Here is a 17,563-nt window from a genome sequence, read left to right on the forward strand (position 1 = left end):
GTCGATCTTGCCGCATGGGATGAAGGCTTCGATGTCGAGCATTTTGTCAGCATCAGGTACAACGGCAGCGACTTCCTCGGGATCGATCATGAGGTATTCCCCGTTCTCGATCTCGAATCCTTTAACCTGATCTTCGCGGGCGACACGTTGGTCTGTTTCGGAATCGACGAAGTCGCGTCTGACCCGATTGCCGGTGGCCTTGTTGATAGTGTGAAAGCTGATGCGCTCGGACGTCGATGACGCCGTGTACAGGCCGACGGCGCATTTGAAGTCGCCGATTTCGATGTGTCCTTTCCATTGAGCGCGATGTGCCATCCGTATCCTCCAGCCGGTTAGATGAGAAACTTAAAACGGGTGCGTTTCGTTCCGCCGCGATTGTTGGAAACAATGCTCCGTGAAGCATCGAGACGCGCCGTTATATCGACCCCGGTCCGCTGCAGGCACTACAGTCGTATTCACAGGCATTCATAAGAATTGTCTGAAGCAACCGCGGCATGTTAAAGCCACTGCGATCACCCGGTATTAAACCTCTGAGTAGATGGCGGCCCGCTGAAAAGTCGCCGCCGCTGGAAGCAGGACCTCACTCAGTCATAGCTGCTCATTGAACCAATGCCAGAGCATGTTGAGGTGCGCCTTGCGGCGTTCCTGACCCCGCCAAGAACGGCAGACGAATGGTCTTAGGAAATAAAATCAAATCGTAGTCGCATATGTGCTTTCATCGGTGCCAGTTGCGGGGAAGTCCACGCACGAGGTGAGCACGGTTAGACATACAGATTTCTTGGCATCGTCCGACCCGGTGAATATCAAGTGCGTAGCAGGCGTTTTCAGCGTCGGATACGGGCCGGTTGGAGGCGCGCGAAGTTTTTGCCCGCTTCTGCTGGGTGTATCGCGATGACCAGGTCGTTTGCGTTGGCAGCGTCGGGACCGTTCAGTCCGAAAAGTGCGAACTGAGCCACGACAAGTTATGGACACCGTCCGACGCAAGACGAAGAACCTTCCTGGCGTTCACGAGTCAGATCAAAAAGCGCGTGTGGCTTCAACCCACGTCCGCCTCGCAGATCGAATATCGGGCGTGGACCCATGAAGTACGACAGCGGCATCCCGCGTATATAGAGTTGAGAGAGCGGCAAGACAGTGCTGATGTGCGCCGGATCGATTAACCTTGTCGCCGAACATTAACCAGCTTGAGACCTGGTCTGGACATTATCTTTTCAAGCGCTAATTCATGTCTGCATGTGTCTCGAGTTTAAATCATTCTCCTCATGAGCTGTTGTGGTCGGTAAATGGATGTCTTCGAAAAACAGCGGGTTCTTATCGCGGAAGATGAAGGTCTCATCCTGATAGCTGTAGAGCAAATGGTGGAAGATGCTGGTTTCATCGTTGTTTCAGTTACAAACGGGGACGATGCAGTACGTGAACTTGAACGTGATGACGCGAATTTCAGCGCCTTGATCACGGACATCCGCATGCCCGGTAAAGGAAGCGGTTGGGATGTCGCTCGCCGTGCAAGACAAATTTCGCCCACGCTCCCCGTTGTCTACATGACAGGTGACAGTGCAAGCGAATGGGCAGCACAAGGGGTGCCTAACAGCACGTTGCTGCAAAAACCGTTCGCTGAAGCACAACTCGTCACGGCTCTCAGCCTACTTTTGAACCAAGTGCCTCCCACAGGTGACAATACAGTCTAAGCTATCCATCATATATTGAGCCGATATGCGCGATATAATTCTTTTGGCAACACGCGCTCGGGGGAGCACGCTTGGTCCGACTAAAGCTATCACAACGCTTGGTTTTGCTGATGTTCGCGGCGATGACCCCGCTGCTGATAGCTCTCGTCTATATTCTGGTTTCGCTCACCGCAACGCGCAACAAGGAGGTTACGGACCAAGCGTTTCAGGATGGAAGGCTCGCGACCCTAGAAATCCAGCGCATTCTGACAGGCTTTGAGAGCGTTCTTGTTACACTTTCGTCAGCCCCTGCTGTGCGGCAGCTCGAAACCGATAGGTGCGCCCTGCTTTTGGCTGAGACGAATCGACGTGTGGCTGGCATTGAAACACTCGGCTTTATTGACAAGGACGGCGTTATCAGATGTCGACATGATGGCCAAGGTTTAGGGGTGATTGTGAAAGACCGTTCCTATTTCCAGGAAGCGTTGCAAACACATCGCCTCGTTATCGGCACCTATCTTGAAAGCCGGGTTACGGGCAAGAAGACACTTCCAATTGCCCTTCGCGTGATGGACAAGGAACGCACTGTTCTCGGCGTTATGGCGCTTTCAATTGATCTTAAATGGCTCCAGAGCCGACTTGCTGAGCGGAGTTATGCTCCTGAGGCGTCCATTACGGTGGCTGATAAGGAAGGTGTTATTATCGCCCGCTATCCTCATCCCGAGCGCTTCGTAGGGACGCCGATACCGGGCACTTACAAGCACCTTGTCGACGCCGGAAAACCGGGTGTCATCGAGGTGACGAGTCAGGACGGAACTGAGAGGATTTTGGCTTATTTTCCGGTTTCGGCGGTTCCGACTGGCCTATACGTCAGTACAGGGGTTTCGACTGATAGAGCATTTGCGCCTGTGAGGTCCGCGAGTACCGCCGCAGTCGTCGCAGCCGTCGCCGCGACGGTCTTGACCCTTTTCCTGTCATGGCAGACCAGCCACGCTGCTATCGGGGTGCCTTTGGCGAGGATCACCGATACGTTGGATCGTTGGCAGCAAGGCGACCACAAACAACGAACCAACATGTCGGCCGAAACCGAACTAGGCCAAATCGGTTTTGCCATTGATAATTTCATTGATCGCTTAGAAGAGGCGCGTCGGCAACAGGAGCTTCTTGTCGGTGAACTTAGCCATCGCGTTAAGAATATCTTGGCCGTCGTCACATCAGTAGCTCGCCAGACATTTGAGACGGGTGCTTTAGGTCAGGAGAAGTTTTCGGCGCGTCTCGCGGCTATGGCGACCGCTTTCGACTTGTTGGCTAACGGCTCTGGACAGTCTGCTAGTTTAAAAGATCTGGTGCTCGCGACGATACAACCGTTTGGGGATCTTGCGCGCTTCAAGATCGATGGTGATGGCTGCCGAGTCGATCCAAAAGCTGCGCTCGCGTTCACCATGGCCGTTCACGAGCTTTGTACAAATGCCGTCAAATACGGTTCGCTATCAGTTCATCAGGGATGGGTCAGTATTGCCTGGAAATCTGGTGCAGACGACAAGCTGAAGTTTGTATGGGCAGAGCATGACGGACCAGCCGTTCAGTCGCCTTCGAGGAAGGGTTTTGGGACGAGTATGATCGAGCGTGTTTGGGCCGCTCAGGTCGGAGGACAAGTCACTACCCATTATGAAGTCAGCGGTTTTCGTTGCGAGGTCATTGTGGAGACAGCGGCGACACACTAAAGCTCCGAGCTCCTGTTGCTATTTCGAACAGCACCGGTACCCCGCCAACCAGGCCATGAACTTCGACGAATCATTTTGGACACCGTAGGGACATGCTCCAATACCAGCGCCTTGTTGGGCCGCGAGGGTTCCCTGCTCAAACGCGCTAGCCAGGTCCGCCTTTCCAACGGGAAGGTCTTGTGCCTTGCTTTCGGTGACATAAAACGTGTTGAAGACGCCTCTGCAGCGATGGCCAAGCATGCTTGGGTTTCCCGGTTTGATTCAGATCAGAATGCAATCATCCACGATGATTGCTGAATCCGGGATGAACTGGGTCTGACAGGAAACTCAGAGCGACACCATTTCACTGCAAGGTTCAATGAATTGACCTTTTGGAGGCTCTGATTTGCAACAAGGCGCAGTTGTGCCTTCTATTGGCGCTACCCGCCACCCTTTGTTGGTTGCACTTTCGGGTCACTGCACCCGTAACACAGAGCGAAATGGCACCGTAGCAACAACGTTGCCGGCCTCATCCGTTATCTCGAACGCCTCGCCATCGATAGATTCTCCTGCGAGCACCATGTCAGACAAAATCTCCCTGGCGGCTTCCGCTGCGTCGGATAACGCGGCTTCTATGGAAGGGAAGTCGATACCGGTCGGATCGGGTTCAATGGCCGAACCTGTGCGAACGTGAAAGTAATATCTGGGCATGCTCTCACCTCCGGCTGCTCAACTAAAGTCTCCCTCGATTGTTCCGATGAGCGAAAACTATCGGTGGCTAGAGGAAGGTTCGCCGTGGAAAAGCAAGGTTTGCGGCGTATTTTAGAGTTAGGAGGGCACGCGCCGGAGGTGCTTTCCACCGCCCTCCGTCAACTCAACCGCTTTCGAGTGTATCTCTACGTTCGTCTGAACTCCCGTTGGCAGATTTCTCCAGCACAAGATGGGTGACTGTAGCGGTAGCGTTACCTGACTGTCTTCGGTGTGGGGGCAATAAGGCCCTCCCGCTGCATTTGTTTGCGGGCGTTTTTCCGGTGACGCCTGACCGCTTCCGCCTTTTCACGAGCACGCTTGACCGATGGCTTCTCAAAAGCTTCACGCATCCGCATTTCGCGAAAGATGCCTTCCCGCTGGAGCTTCTTCTTCAAAACTCTGAGTGCTTGATCAACGTTATTGTCGCGAACCAGTACCTGCATGATTCCTCCTGGAATTTAGTACGGGCAACATAACGTGCTGCGTGTGAAAGCCAAGACCGGTGGTGGAGCAATTAACATGGCGCGGCAACTTCGCTTTAACAGGTTGGGTCTTTGTCTCCAACGCTATCTTTGAAAAAATTCGCAGCGCGCCGGTTGATGGGAACCGCATGTAGCATTTCCCATGTCAACCTTTATTCCAGACAGGCTCGATTTCATGAGCTCCAGGATAGACGAACCGAGCCCGCGCACTACTTGCCCACGAGGAAAGGATGGGAAAGTATGGTCAGCGAAACTAATGGCGTCGTAGCGGCAGAAGCTAGCGAACCGGGCCGGGGCCGGAGCGCAAGAACGCCGAACGAAATTCCTGCCAAGGGTCTCAGGGATGTCGCCTGGCGCGTTTTCACAGGGGCAATGGAAGAACGCGTGACTTTAATTGCCGCCGGGGTGGCATTTTACTTAATGCTGGCGCTTTTCCCCGCTCTTGGTGGGCTCGTTTTCGTTTATGGATTGGTCGCTGATCCCGTCACGATGGCTAAACATATCGCGTTCGCCGCTGATATACTGCCTCCAGGCGGATTTGATATCATCGTCGCACAGCTTAACGCTCTTGTTCAGGCCCGGACGTCTTCCCTCAGCATTGGCGTTTTCGCGGGTTTCGCCGTCGCTCTGTGGAGTACAAACAATGCAGTCAAAGCGATATTTGATGCATTGAACGTTGTATATGGCGAAACTGAAAAGCGGGGGATCATCCGTTTAAATCTTATGTCGCTAACATTTACGGGCTTCGCGCTCTTGTTTGCAGCTGTACTCATACTAGTCATTGGCGGAGTTCCCGCTCTCCTGTCTTATCTTTGGCTAGATCGATGGCAGGAGACACTCATTCGTATCGTCCGGTGGCCTCTGGTCCTTCTGTTCGTAGGTGTCGGCGTTGCGATGGCGTACCGGTTTGGCCCAAGCCGAGAAAAAGCAAAGGGGCGATGGCTTACGTGGGGGGCTGTGTTCAGCACACTCGTCTGGTTTTTAATCTCTCTGTCATTCAGTATCTATTTGCAAACGTTTGCCAATTACCAAGCGACGTATGGTGCTTTGGCAACGTTGATCGGTTTTATGATCTGGATATGGCTAGCGGCTATTACAGTTATCATTGGCGGTAAGCTTAACGCAGAGCTTGAACATCAAACCGTGCGCGATACGACCACTGGGGTTTCGCTTCCTATGGGCGAAAGAGGGGCATTTGTTGCCGACACCGTTGGAGAAGTTATTGACTGAGACAGCCAATAATTCTGGCGATCGGCTTGCTGTTTTAATAATACCGAGAGATGGCCGCTTCCTCCAATACCCCGAGCAGTTTTTTACGTCGGCATGCGGGGACGATAGCGGACGGCGCGAGAGGTTCATTGCTATTTTTGATTATTGAAAGGTCCGTCAGAGCGGGCAATTACCCTTATTTTTTTACCGAGGTTCGTGCGAAAGATTCAGATAGCGTCCGTCAAATTCGGCAATTTCGGCAAGGCGCTCCCAGTTGAGTATGGTGACGATGCGGTCAACCCATCTTACAACACCGTCTAGACGCAAAATCTGTAGCGTCTTATTCAGGTGCACAAGTGAAACTCCCAGGGCATCGGCAACTTCAGCCTGAGACATTGGTAGATGAAAACTCATCTCGCTCACCATTCCAACAACGGTAAGCCGGACGTATAGCTCGCATATCAGGTGAGCCAGATGCGACTTCTTACTGCGACGGCCGATTGCCACAATCCATTCACGATGAATCGCACCGTCGATAACTGTTGACAACCATAACATTCTGGTGAGGTGAGGATTGGTGGCGCTTATTTCGCACAAGTCCCTATGGGCTGCGGATGCAATCCTGCATGGTGAAAGCGCGACGACGCTGTGGTCCATTGTCTTAAGCAAGAAGGCGTGGAGGTCGACGAAATCGCCCGGCACATGGAGGGCAGTGATTTGTCTTTTTCCATCTTCTAGCACCCGGTACCGTGCTGCGACGCCGTCCAACAGCAAAGTACTTTCTGTTGGGCGAGAGCCCTCAATGACAATATCCTCTCCACTTGGAACAACCCGGTCTCGTTTCACGACGCTTTCCAAGGTCGCGATCTCATCCGTCGTTAGGGCATCGCGGGTGCTTAGGGTGAGAATTAGCCGGTCAATCATAGGGTTTTGCTTCTTCTGATCATTTGCACGAAATGGGAAAATCGCGGCTTCTCTAAATCACCCTGCCAGACGAGAAAATGAACATGGGCAGGTTTCTTCGACCTTTATAGTGGAAAGGTGAACCGTGATCACCCGATCGTCAACAACCATCAAAACAGCGACATTGAGGAGCTGTTGCCGTAGTTATATCGCTCGGACAGAATTGTGGAAGAGCTCCACCAACGGGTGTTTAATGACTGAAAAGCGTCTCTTGGAAACAGGATGGAACTGATTCCGGCTGGTTCTTTGCCGAGGATGTCTGATCGATGCGAAGCAACGTCAGCTATCGCTCCGGCGGCGGGTAGTTCTTGGAAACGTGGCTGCCCTATACCGCGGAGCACGATATCAGGCCACTCAAAACCAAAGCTGCGATGGCCGCAGCGGAGCGTCTCGCGGCCCGTAATCGATAATAGAATCGTTAGCTTCCCAACGATTTGAATCTGATTTTTGTGAAGCGGTGGTGCTCTTCACCTAGCGCTTCAGCAGACTGACAATTGCCTCATGGGTATAGGGCTTCGGGACAAAGGAAACTCCGCTCTCCAGGTCATATACGCCGAGCTGCACATGACCGGACGTAACGATAACTCTGGTTTTAGGAGAACGTGCTCGCACGAGCTTGGCAAGCGCCAGCCCATCAGTTGCGCCAGGCATATTCACGTCGGTGAAGACCGCATCAACCGGCGTGCTGTTTAAAATCACCAGTGCTTCATACGCATTGGCTGCTTCCATCACCTCGAAACCAGCGTCTTCCAAAGCGTCCAGGGTCGCAAATCGGATGAGTGGTTCATCATCAACTACGAGCACCTTCCGAATTGGGGTCACGTGAGAGGGCGTTATCGGCGATTGTTGCCTAAGCGATAGATCGCTCCATTCCTGCGCCGCTTGAGACCAATGTTCGCGATCTCGTCCGTTGGGGTGTCCTTCCTCCTGCCACAGTTCGTGTGCACGGCGGCTGATCCAATTGTAAGCTTCGTGATCCATGTTCTTCCTCCTGCAGCGCAGAACGTATTCTGCGGGCCGGAGTTCCTGCGGAAGTGCAACGTGTTCCTTTCAGCAGGTTTGGATCCAAGGTTCGTTTCCGCAACGTCGTTCAATCCCCAAGGAGCATGCGGGCGCGCTTAATCGCTACACGCTGTCCATCTTATTCTTGTCGAGCAACATTTCCACGCGTTTTGCCATCGACGCCATGTCAAATGGCTTTGTCATTACAGCCATACCCGGTCCTAGGTGTCCCTGGTTGAGAACTGCGTTTTCCGCGTAACCGGTGATGAATAGTATAGGAAGATCAGGCATTCGTTCACGCGCCAGATCAGCGAGCTGCCTCCCGTTGATGCCATTGGGCAAGCCTACGTCCGTCAAAAGCAGTTCAATCTTGTGTTCTGCTTCTAAGATTTCAAGCGCCTCCCAAGCATTTGCAGCTTCCAATACCGTGTATCCACGCTCCTCAAGCTCTTCAGCCGTAACCATGCGGATGAGGGGCTCGTCGTCCACAAGTAGGATCCTTTGGCTGTGGGTCTTGGCAGACACCGCTTCTGGCAAGCTCGTCGTTTCAGCATCGACTTTGCCAGCGAATCTCGGAAGAAAAATGGATACCTTCGAGCCTTTGCCCAGCTCAGACTGGATGCTAACGCCGCCTCCAGATTGTCCAGCAAAACCCCACACCATAGAAAGGCCTAGCCCTGTTCCCTCTCCGATAGGCTTCGTTGTGAAGAAGGGATCAAATGCGTGGGATATAACGTCTTGCGTCATCCCCGTGCCGGTATCTGAAACCGAGATCGATACATACTCACCGGGTGTCAGTCGCAGAGTTGCAGCAGCGCGTTCATCGATCGCCTGATTCTCTATGGCTATGGTCAATTTACCAGCAGCCGCCATCGCGTCTCGGCCGTTGATGCACAGGTTGAGGACGGCGCTTTCCAGTTGACCTGGGTCAGCCATGACTGGCCAAGCGGAGGTGGAGTACATAACCTCAATATCCACGGCAGGCCCGACGCTTCGCCTGACAAGCTCTTCCATCGAACCGATCAGCTTGTCCACGTCTACAGGCTTGGGGGCGAGGGTTTGGCGTCTTGAAAACGCCAGCATACGTTGGGTTAAGGAGGCTCCACGCTTAGCGGCGCCCGTGGCTGCAGTCAGATAGCGATCGATCTCGCTTATCCGGCCCTGAGCTAGGCGCGACTGCATGATCTCAAGACTGCCGAGGATCCCGCCGAGCAAATTGTTGAAATCATGGGCAAGGCCACCTGTAAGTTGACCCACCGCCTCCATTTTCTGTGCATGACGGAGGGATTCCTCCACTGCCATGAGTTCACCTGTTTGCTCCACTACGGTTGCCTCCAACGCGAGGTTGGCGCGGCGCAATTCCTCTTGACTGGCTCGTAACTCAGCCTCTGATCTAACGCGCTCAACGTGAGCCCATGACCGGTCGGTGACTTCCTTTACAAGAGCAAGTTCGTGCGAAGACCAATAGTGGGGTTTTTTTTGATGCACGGCCATCAGTGCTGTCAGCCTGCCGCTTTTGACGAGTGGAATACAGATAGTAGCGGCAATCCCAATGTTGCGAAAAGTCTTCGCCTCCTCGAGTGCGATTTCCTCAAGATTGTTGTTGATGACGAGCGGACGTCCCGCCGACAGTTCAGCGACGGCGAGTGTTCCGAAATCCCTTAATCGGTAACGGCCTGTGATGTGCTGGGCGTCGGGTGCTGCCCAATCGCCCCTAATGGTAAATCCATCTTGGTCATCGTCCATATCCGCGTAGGCGCAACTGGAAACTCCTAAGTACTCGCCGAGCATTTTCGTCGTGGCGCTGAGCACCGCGTCGGCATCATTCAGAGAAGATGTTGTTTTCCCGAGGATATCAAGAAAGCCTAGCCGCTCAGTGTACCGCGCCTTGTCGGCTTCCGATTTCGCTCTTTCGACGGCTGACCAGGTCCGCTCTGCAACTTCTGTCGCTAGCGCGATCTCACCGCTTGTCCATCTGTGCGGAGCGGGGTCGTGAGCAAATAACATCGCTCTAAAACGGCCACTCTTGACAAGAGGCACAGCAAGAACAGTGCGCGATCCAATAGCGTGAAATGCTGGTGCCATTCCCCCAACGCGAGCGTCTAAATCGACATCGTCAACGAAAATAATCCGCCCAGCCTTTAGCTCCTTGATAATCGGAGGCCCAAAATCGTTCATCCGATGCATGCCTGCGACACTGGCGATTCGACCATCGGTCCAATCGCCCTTTACAACGACGTGCTCAGCCTCGTCATCAATCTCTCCATATCCAACACGCGCGACTTTCAACGCCCTACCCAGCGCCTCGGCTGCCGTGGCCATAACCGCTTCCGGATCCGCTAGATCCTTGAGGGCTTCCTCGAGCGCAAGATGAAACGACTGTTTTTGTTGAAGCAAAACTCTGTCGGTCGTCTCAGTGACGGCGCAAAACATTCCCCGAACCGCACCGGCGCGGTCTCGAACCGGTGAATAGGAGAATGTGAACCAGCTCTGCTCGTCATATCCAGCGCGGTTCATGATTAAAGGCAGATCTTCGCTATAGGTCGCAATCCCATTGGTTGCTTTTTCGATCAGCGGGTAGATGTCGTCCCATATTTCAGACCAGACGTCCTGGAACCTCGCACCAAACGCTGCGGGATGCTTGTTACCAAGGATTTCGGCATAGGCGTCATTGTATAGAAAAGTTAGTCCGTCACCCCATGCAACAAACATTGGGAAATGGCTCTCTGCCATGAGGCTTATAACGGTCTCAAGCGAAGGGTCCCAACGTTCTCTAGGGCCTAAGGAGGAACTCGCAAACTGGGTCGACGCCAGAAGCTCCACGACTGGATGGCGACGGGTACTCGCCCGATCACTTTCCGAACCAGTCCGCATAACCACTTGGCCATTGCTGATCCATGGATCAGTCATGTTATCCTCCGCTAAGAGTTTTCCTTTCGGTTAAATAATGCCCAAGCGCGCGGTGACTAGTTCAACGACTTATTTTTTGAGCACGAAACCAGGGCGGATAAACTTGGGGCTGCTCGGATCCAGCGCGTGGCTGTTCCCGTCCGGCGACGGGAGTCCCTACGATAGTTTACTTGGCGGTAACTATTCGCGAAACAGCAGGTGAACCATCGGTTCAATCGCACGTTCCGCCACCTTAAGGGGGAAGCATGGACATCGACAGAATCGAATGGTTAAGGAAAGCGCGATGCGTCGGCGGCCATCGGCCTATGTATAGCCTCGCAGTCTTGATAGCGTCCAATACATCCTCCACGCGGGTGGAGCAGCGGTGTGCGGAAATTGCTACGCGCCTCTTAAGCAGTGTAGTTGGGCTTGCACTCGCTGAAGCGACGGATCTGGAGCGTGGACGGGTTGCTTTTTCACAACTGGTTGAAATCGTAGCTGTCGCCGCGTGCCAACCGGAGGAATTTCCTCCATTGCCGGAGAGCAGCTCAGCCCTACCTCCATTGCTGAACTAAGGAGGAGCTAATGCAGAACATTGATAAGTGGCTGGAAAAGCATGTTGACGGTTACCTCAGAGACACAGGTTTCTGTCAATCAAAAGCAGAATTTAGGGACGCTGCTCAAGCGCTTGTCGCACAGGCGCAGGAGCACGGCTTCACAGTCCAACAGGTTAAAGTTGCCTGTCGCGGAGACGTTGAAACCTTCCTGATGGAACGGCAAAACGCGAAAATCGATGCTGAAACGAGCCGGCGGGTCGACGAGGATCGGTAGCCGGCCTAGTGAGCGAACCATATACACGCCGCAATGAGAAGTGCTAGCGCTGCGTTGAGCCCGACATATAAGGCAAGGTCATGATTATTTTGCGAATTCCGTTGCATAGACATTCCTCCTGTAGCGATAACTGAATTAAACGCTTTCAGTTCCCAGTGGTTCCCCAAGGAGAACGATCCATCCCAGCTGTTACAGAAATCAAGAACCTTCTGGCACTCGTGCGTACCGTCAGGGGCGTACATGGCAGAGAGGCCATGGGAGACGATACTGCCGAGCCGTTGCAGCCGCGAGACAAGGTCTTCACTCTTGCTCCTCACGTCCACTGGTGAGGTATTCAATGCTGTGGTGATGTTTACGGAACGATTCCGCGTCCGAAGAATTTCTGGTGCTGATTAAACCGTGAAGGAGACGCACTATGAAAACTCTGGCTGAAATTTTTGAGCACACGCTGCAGGACGTATTCTATGCCGAAAACGCGATCACGAAGGCACTGCCCAAGGTGGCAAAGGCGGCCAAAAGCGCGGAGCTGAAGCAGGCTGCCGAAGATCACCTCGCGGAGACCAAAGACCAGATCAAGAAGCTTGAGCTTGTCTTTAAGTCGATCGGTAAAAAGGCGTCTGGCGAAAAATGCGACGCCATTGAAGGGCTGATAAAAGAGGCAGACGGCCTTATCGAAGAAGCTGAAGGCACCGCACTAGATGCAGGTCTTCTGGCAGCTTGTCAGGCTGTTGAGCACTACGAGATCGCGCGGTATGGCTCCCTGCGTGAATGGGCAAAAGATCTCGGCCACGACGAGGCACATAAAATTCTCAGCGAGATTCTCGACCAGGAGAAGGCCACGAACAACAAGTTGACCAATCTGGCGGTGACTTCGATTAACAAAACGACGGGTCGTGCAAAGGCGGCATGATAGCCCCAAGCCAGTCTCGAGAGCCGGTCAGAAATGGCCGGCTTTTTCGGGCGCTCCTTGTTTTTTTCAATCCACGCACGCTAGAGTCTGTCAGTTTTAGTTTGAACCGTATCCCGCATGTCTGAGGTAGTTGGAGCACTCTTGGGGGCTGAAAGTCTTCAGGAGTTCTCCGATGCGCCTCCATGTTGTTTCGACGGTTCTTTCGTCCGCCTTTCTGACGAGTGTCTTGAGCTTGGCGAACATCATCTCGATGGGATTGAGGTCGGGACTGTATGGCGGCAGGAAGAAGAGGTGCGCGCCGGCATCCCGGATCGCATCTCGGGCCGGTTTTCCTTTGTGGCTCCCCAGATTGTCGAGGATGACGATATCGCCGGCTTTCAGAGTTGGCACCAGGCATTGCCGGACCCATGCTGTAAAAGCGATGCCATTGATAGGGCCATCGAGGACGAAGGGGGCAACGATGCTGTCGCGGCGCAAGCCGGCCAGAAAGGTCAGCGTCTTCCAGTGACCGTGAGGAACTTTCGCGATGAGAGGCTCTCCGCGCTGACACCAGCCGCAGGTGCGCGTCATGTTGGTCTTGACCCAGGTTTCGTCGATGAAGACGAGACGGTCCGGATCAAGCCGATGTTGATGGGTCTTCCATCGCATCCGGAACCGGGCCACCTTCGGGCGATCCTGCTCGCTTGCCATCAGCGTTTTTTTTGAAGGTCTTGCCCTCGTTGCGCAGGAAGCGCCAGACGGTGTCGTGAGACACGTCGATCCCCGCAGACTTCAGCTCCGCCGACAGTGCACGCACCGTCCAGTCGGACTTGACCTGCAGCCGCTGACGCACGGCATCGGCCGCAGCGCCCCTCAGTGTCGGTTTGACATACCCGCCAATCTTCGCCGGCATCAAACCTCGGCCGGACCGATCGAGTTGCCCAATACGGACCGCGGTTGCAGCCGATATCCCGAAACGCTCCGCTGCGGCACGAACCGTCATGCCATCGCTCAACGCTGCCGCAACGCGCGTTCGCAAATCAAGAGAAAGGGGTCGCACCATCATTGCTGGCCTCCAATCCAGCAATGATCTTGAATCACAAAATCAAACCCGAGGGAATCTCATCGCGATTCCGAGTAGCGTTGACAGACTCTAGCGGCATCTTTGCGCTGGGCGATTCTTTACTCCTTCTCATTCGATCACCCCTGCGAGCGGCTTAATGATCAGGCCGGCAATTTTTTCCGGTTTGAGCAGCTTCATAGCTTTGTTGACGTGCTTTGCCGCGTTTGTCTTCTCCCACGGATCAAGCCGATGGTAGAGGGCCGCGCAAGCAAGCTCGATGTGCCGTGGCGGGTTGCCGTGTTGGTACTCAGCGAATTGCTGCTCTGTGATCCCAAGCGCTGCCGCGCCGGCTCGCGGCGAGAAATCCATGGCAAGAAGCCATATGGTCAGCGAGTTATGTTGCAAAGGCTACCTCCTAATTTGACTCACTTGAGTTAACTCCATCAAGGATCCTGCTGCCTCGCACCCTACGCTGACGAAAGCTCAAGAGCGGCAAGTTCCTTGATCTGGAAGGTGCCCATGTGTTGGCTTGCAATGACAGCTAGCTCTCTTAGTCTTCAGTCTTCTGAGGTATCCGGTTGATTCGAATAACGCCCGCCGCAACCATGAGCGCAATCTGCGCTTCATCGTCCGTCGGCTGTTTTACGATCAATGCTTTCCCGCCCTTCCTTCCGCGGCTTCGACATGCGTCGCGGCAGTCGCGATATCGGTTTTGCTACGGAACAATAAGAGCGTGTGTGCTGCTCGTTACAGCAGCCGACCCTTCTCAAACGTTGAGAGCTTCCCGACCTCCCTGCCTGCCCTGAACAGTTCAGCGATGAAGTCGGTGATGCTGGTCACAACACGAAGTACCCCTTTTGCAACGTAATCGCGTCATCTAGGTGAATAGAAAAGTCCGCTTTCCCGTCGCCGTTAACGTCGCCGTAGATGTAGGTGTCGTCGGCCTTTTTGACGTAACGCAACTCACCGGCTTTCTCGGTAAAGGCTTTGCTGCCGATAAACGAAAAAGCGTTGTTTGTTGCGGTCTTTGAATTGGCGTCAATCGCAGACAAGTCAAACCTATCGCCTTTGGAACCGGAAAACCCCCAGATCGTGTCCCGGGTCGATTGGGACGAGCCGTAAGAGTCTTTCACGGATTTGTAGATGAAGGTGTCCCTGCCAGCCTCACCATTGAGGAAGTCTCCTCCGGCACCTCCAGTGAGCTTATCGTCGCCTGAACCTGCTATAAGAGCGTCCTGGCCGCCATTACCCCCGAGCGTGTCATTTCCGCCGTAGGTATAGACAAAATCAGTGCCCTTGCCACCGGAAACGGTGTCCTTGCCTGCCAATGCCTTGCTGATGAGGGCGAAGTCGTCTGTCTTCGAATAGGTTCTTGCAGCTTTCACGATATCCGTTGCGGCAATGCTGATTCCCTCAACGATGAAGGCTCTCACGCCGCCGACCGTGGCTGCGTAGCTTTTCACAGTGCCGGCAACGGGCTCCCCGGACGAATTGTATTTGAAGCCGTTACCTCGGAACTCGTCCGATCCACCGCCGTAGTTCGCCCGGAAGAGCGATGAGCTATACGCGTAAGAAGATGCCTCGTAGATTGCGCTGAAATCGATATCGCGAATATCCAGCGCATAGGCGCTGTTTACAGTAATTGTTGCCATCAAATCCCCCTGGGTGAACTAAGAATGTCATATGACAGTTCTGGGTTGCAGGCAATTTGTTCTGCAACGTAAAAATAATTTCGCTTGGATCTCCACAGAGCTACGTTTGAAAAATGTACTTCACTAGTTCCCTTTTTGTTCGCTTTCTCCTACAACGATGACCACTGCCGCCCTCACTGGTTTTCGGCGGCATACAAACGGTGCCGGACTATGACAGCCTACCTGACCGAACTGAACGACCGCCAGCGAGAGGCCGTGGAATATGGGATTGGAACATCGCACGGTGCGGCCAGTAATCCGTTGCTGATTATCGCCGGTGCTGGATCTGGAAAGACCAACACCCTGGCTCATCGCGTGGCTCACCTGGTCGTCAACGGCGCTGATCCGCGTCGAATCCTCCTTTTGACCTTCTCCCGCCGTGCTTCGTCTGAAATGGCTCGCCGTGTCCAACGCATCTGCCGGCAGGTGCTTGGCGAGAACGTAGCGATCATGGCCGATGCACTCGCCTGGTCCGGCACCTTCCACGGTATCGGCGCGCGGCTGGTGCGAATGTATGCCGAGCAAATTGGCGTCGGCGTTGACTTTACGATTCACGATCGTGAAGACAGCGCCGATCTTATCAATCTTGTTCGACACGAATTGGGTTTTTCGAAAACCGATGGTCGTTTCCCGACGAAGGGGACATGTATTGCGATTTACTCCCGCGTCGTAAACTCTGAAAGTTCTATCACTGAGGTTCTGAAATCGGCCTACCCTTGGGCGACAGGTTGGGAGGAACAGCTCAGGCAATTGTTCGCATCCTATGTCGAAGCAAAGCAAGCGCAGGGTGTCCTGGATTACGACGACCTGCTGCTTTACTGGGCACAGATGATGTCGGACCCGGAGCTCGCTGCAGATGTGGGCGCCCGTTTCGATCATGTACTTGTTGATGAATACCAAGACACAAACAAGCTTCAGTCATCGATCCTGCTCGCAATGAAACCGGATGGCCGTGGATTAACCGTTGTTGGTGACGACGCTCAATCGATTTACTCGTTCCGAGCAGCGACGGTTCGAAACATTCTCGACTTTCCGACGGCGTTCTCGCCTGAGCCTGCCGATGTGATTACACTTGACAGGAACTATCGCTCCACACAACCAATCCTTGCCGCGGCAAATGGCGTCATCGATCTCGCTCGAGAGCGTTTCACTAAAAATCTTTGGACAGACCGGGCTTCCGAACAACGTCCTTGGCTGGTCACGGTGAAAGACGAAACTGAACAGGCAAATTACATTGCCGAGCAGGTGCTGGCAAACCGTGAGATTGGCATCGCACTCAAAAATCAAGCCGTTCTTTTCCGCGCATCAAATCACAGCGGAGCGCTTGAGGTTGAATTAACTCGCCGCAACATTCCCTTTGTAAAATTTGGCGGCCTCAAGTTCCTTGACAGTGCACATGTGAAGGATTTGCTTGCCGTCCTCAGATTTGCACAAAACCCGCGAGATCGCGTCGCGGGATTCCGGTTGCTGCAAATGTTGCCAGGTGTCGGGCCACAGATCGCCGGCAAAATCCTGGACACGATCACAGCAGATCCGGAGCCGCTCCAGTCGCTGGCCGAGATACCTCCACCACCCAAGACAGGTGAGGCTTGGCCGACCTTTATCACGATGGTGGCTTGCCTGCGGGCACGGGATGGCGCTTGGCCGAGCGAACTTGAAACTGCCCGCACCTGGTATGAGCCTCATCTGGGCAGAATCCACGAGGATGCCGAGGTGCGTAAAGCTGACCTGCTGCAGCTTGAGCAGATTGCGGCTGGCTATCCAAGTCGCGAGCGTTTTCTGACCGAACTCACTCTCGATCCGCCCGATGCCACCAGCGATCAGGCGGGAGTTCCCTTGTTGGATGAGGACTATTTGATCCTCTCGACGATTCACTCGGCCAAAGGTCAGGAATGGCGCTCTGTCTTCATGCTGAACGTTGTCGATGGTTGCATCCCATCTGATCTCGGCGCGGGGACTACGGCTGAACTCGAAGAAGAACGGCGCTTACTTTACGTCGGAATGACCCGCGCACGTGACAATCTGGCACTTGTAGTTCCGCAACGGTTCTTCACCTATGGTCAGAACTCGCAGGGTGACAGGCACGTATATGCATCTCGAACTCGGTTCATTCCGGCAACGCTTCTGCAGTTCTTCGAGGTCACCAGTTGGCCGAAAATCTCTCCACACGTCACAGAGCGCAGCGCACGCCAGACGAGAATCGACGTAGGTGCTCGCATGCGTTCAATGTGGAAGTAACTTCTATCGCCGTTTACGTTGAACGTTTGCGTGCAAGCTATCCAGGTGTTACCGATGAGTTGTCGTTGTGGGTGGAACTGATCTTGAATTCCACCATAACTTCTCCTACCTACGGCTCACCTCCCACATTGCCGATAGCCTCCAGCAACCGTGACGGCTGTGCGTTGCTGCCGTGGGTAAAAAGGG

General features: G+C 53.9%; 16 protein-coding genes. 7 read left to right on the plus strand and 9 right to left on the minus strand.

What is annotated here, in order from left to right; translation table 11 throughout:
• On the minus strand, positions 1–315 hold a 315-nt coding region (locus BLX89_RS20390), incomplete at its 3' end, for a Ku protein (protein WP_143523701.1).
• Positions 316–881: 566 nt separating this feature from the next.
• Between BLX89_RS20390 and BLX89_RS25495 the strand changes: the two genes are divergently transcribed.
• From BLX89_RS25495 to BLX89_RS20405, 3 genes are all read left to right on the plus strand, one after another.
• The gene (locus BLX89_RS25495; protein ID WP_425348628.1) at positions 882–1,160 is read left to right on the plus strand and encodes an ATP dependent DNA ligase; all 279 of its coding nucleotides are present in this window, start codon (positions 882–884) and stop codon (positions 1,158–1,160) included.
• 123 nt (positions 1,161–1,283) lie between these two features.
• Positions 1,284–1,688, plus strand: a complete 405-nt coding sequence (locus BLX89_RS20400) for a response regulator (RefSeq protein ID WP_075292818.1) — start codon at positions 1,284–1,286, stop codon at positions 1,686–1,688.
• Between the two features lie 71 nt (positions 1,689–1,759).
• Positions 1,760–3,391, plus strand: a complete 1,632-nt coding sequence (locus tag BLX89_RS20405) for an HWE histidine kinase domain-containing protein (protein ID WP_143523702.1) — start codon at positions 1,760–1,762, stop codon at positions 3,389–3,391.
• Between the two features lie 453 nt (positions 3,392–3,844).
• Here BLX89_RS20405 and BLX89_RS20415 read toward each other — a convergent pair whose 3' ends face one another.
• Positions 3,845–4,081 (minus strand): DUF6894 family protein, encoded by a 237-nt coding sequence (locus BLX89_RS20415; RefSeq protein WP_075292821.1) that lies wholly within the window; start codon positions 4,079–4,081, stop codon positions 3,845–3,847.
• A gap of 251 nt (positions 4,082–4,332) precedes the next feature.
• Positions 4,333–4,563, minus strand: a complete 231-nt coding sequence (gene rpsU, locus BLX89_RS20420; RefSeq protein WP_075292822.1) for a 30S ribosomal protein S21 — start codon at positions 4,561–4,563, stop codon at positions 4,333–4,335.
• A 279-nt stretch (positions 4,564–4,842) separates the two neighbouring features.
• Between rpsU and BLX89_RS20425 the strand changes: the two genes are divergently transcribed.
• Positions 4,843–5,832: a YihY/virulence factor BrkB family protein gene (locus tag BLX89_RS20425; RefSeq protein WP_075292823.1), complete on the plus strand. Its 990-nt coding sequence runs from the start codon at positions 4,843–4,845 to the stop codon at positions 5,830–5,832.
• Positions 5,833–6,015: 183 nt separating this feature from the next.
• Here BLX89_RS20425 and BLX89_RS20430 read toward each other — a convergent pair whose 3' ends face one another.
• The 3 genes from BLX89_RS20430 to BLX89_RS20445 all read right to left on the minus strand — a co-directional run bounded on the left by BLX89_RS20430 (position 6,016) and on the right by BLX89_RS20445 (position 10,686).
• Positions 6,016–6,735, minus strand: coding sequence for a Crp/Fnr family transcriptional regulator (locus BLX89_RS20430; protein ID WP_075292824.1), 720 nt, complete (start codon positions 6,733–6,735; stop codon positions 6,016–6,018).
• 510 nt (positions 6,736–7,245) lie between these two features.
• Positions 7,246–7,755 carry a response regulator gene (locus BLX89_RS20440; protein ID WP_075292825.1) on the minus strand — a complete coding sequence of 170 codons (510 nt, stop codon included), beginning with the start codon at positions 7,753–7,755 and terminating at the stop codon, positions 7,246–7,248.
• Between the two features lie 144 nt (positions 7,756–7,899).
• Positions 7,900–10,686: a GAF domain-containing protein gene (locus BLX89_RS20445; protein ID WP_075292826.1), complete on the minus strand. Its 2,787-nt coding sequence runs from the start codon at positions 10,684–10,686 to the stop codon at positions 7,900–7,902.
• Between the two features lie 564 nt (positions 10,687–11,250).
• Between BLX89_RS20445 and BLX89_RS20450 the strand changes: the two genes are divergently transcribed.
• Positions 11,251–11,496, plus strand: coding sequence for a hypothetical protein (locus BLX89_RS20450; RefSeq protein WP_075292827.1), 246 nt, complete (start codon positions 11,251–11,253; stop codon positions 11,494–11,496).
• Between the two features lie 415 nt (positions 11,497–11,911).
• Positions 11,912–12,406 carry a YciE/YciF ferroxidase family protein gene (locus BLX89_RS20460; protein ID WP_075292829.1) on the plus strand — a complete coding sequence of 165 codons (495 nt, stop codon included), beginning with the start codon at positions 11,912–11,914 and terminating at the stop codon, positions 12,404–12,406.
• Between the two features lie 96 nt (positions 12,407–12,502).
• Here the strand turns inward: BLX89_RS20460 and BLX89_RS23975 are convergent.
• From BLX89_RS23975 to BLX89_RS25380, 3 genes are all read right to left on the minus strand, one after another.
• Positions 12,503–13,448 (minus strand): IS630 family transposase gene (locus BLX89_RS23975; RefSeq protein WP_425348629.1). Its coding sequence is split into 2 segments (ribosomal slippage): positions 12,503–13,108 and positions 13,110–13,448, totalling 945 coding nucleotides; the frame shifts between segments, so codons are not numbered across the junction.
• Between the two features lie 129 nt (positions 13,449–13,577).
• Complete coding sequence (locus BLX89_RS20475; RefSeq protein WP_143523703.1) at positions 13,578–13,817, minus strand: hypothetical protein; 240 nt, start codon at positions 13,815–13,817, stop codon at positions 13,578–13,580.
• A 467-nt stretch (positions 13,818–14,284) separates the two neighbouring features.
• Positions 14,285–15,100, minus strand: coding sequence for a calcium-binding protein (locus BLX89_RS25380; protein ID WP_075292833.1), 816 nt, complete (start codon positions 15,098–15,100; stop codon positions 14,285–14,287).
• A gap of 210 nt (positions 15,101–15,310) precedes the next feature.
• Between BLX89_RS25380 and BLX89_RS20485 the strand changes: the two genes are divergently transcribed.
• Positions 15,311–17,377: an ATP-dependent helicase gene (locus BLX89_RS20485; protein ID WP_075292944.1), complete on the plus strand. Its 2,067-nt coding sequence runs from the start codon at positions 15,311–15,313 to the stop codon at positions 17,375–17,377.
• The last annotated feature ends 186 nt before the right edge of the window (positions 17,378–17,563 follow it).

Origin of the sequence: Pararhizobium arenae (genome assembly GCF_001931685.1) — a bacterium.
GTDB lineage: Bacteria > Pseudomonadota > Alphaproteobacteria > Rhizobiales > Rhizobiaceae > Pararhizobium > Pararhizobium arenae.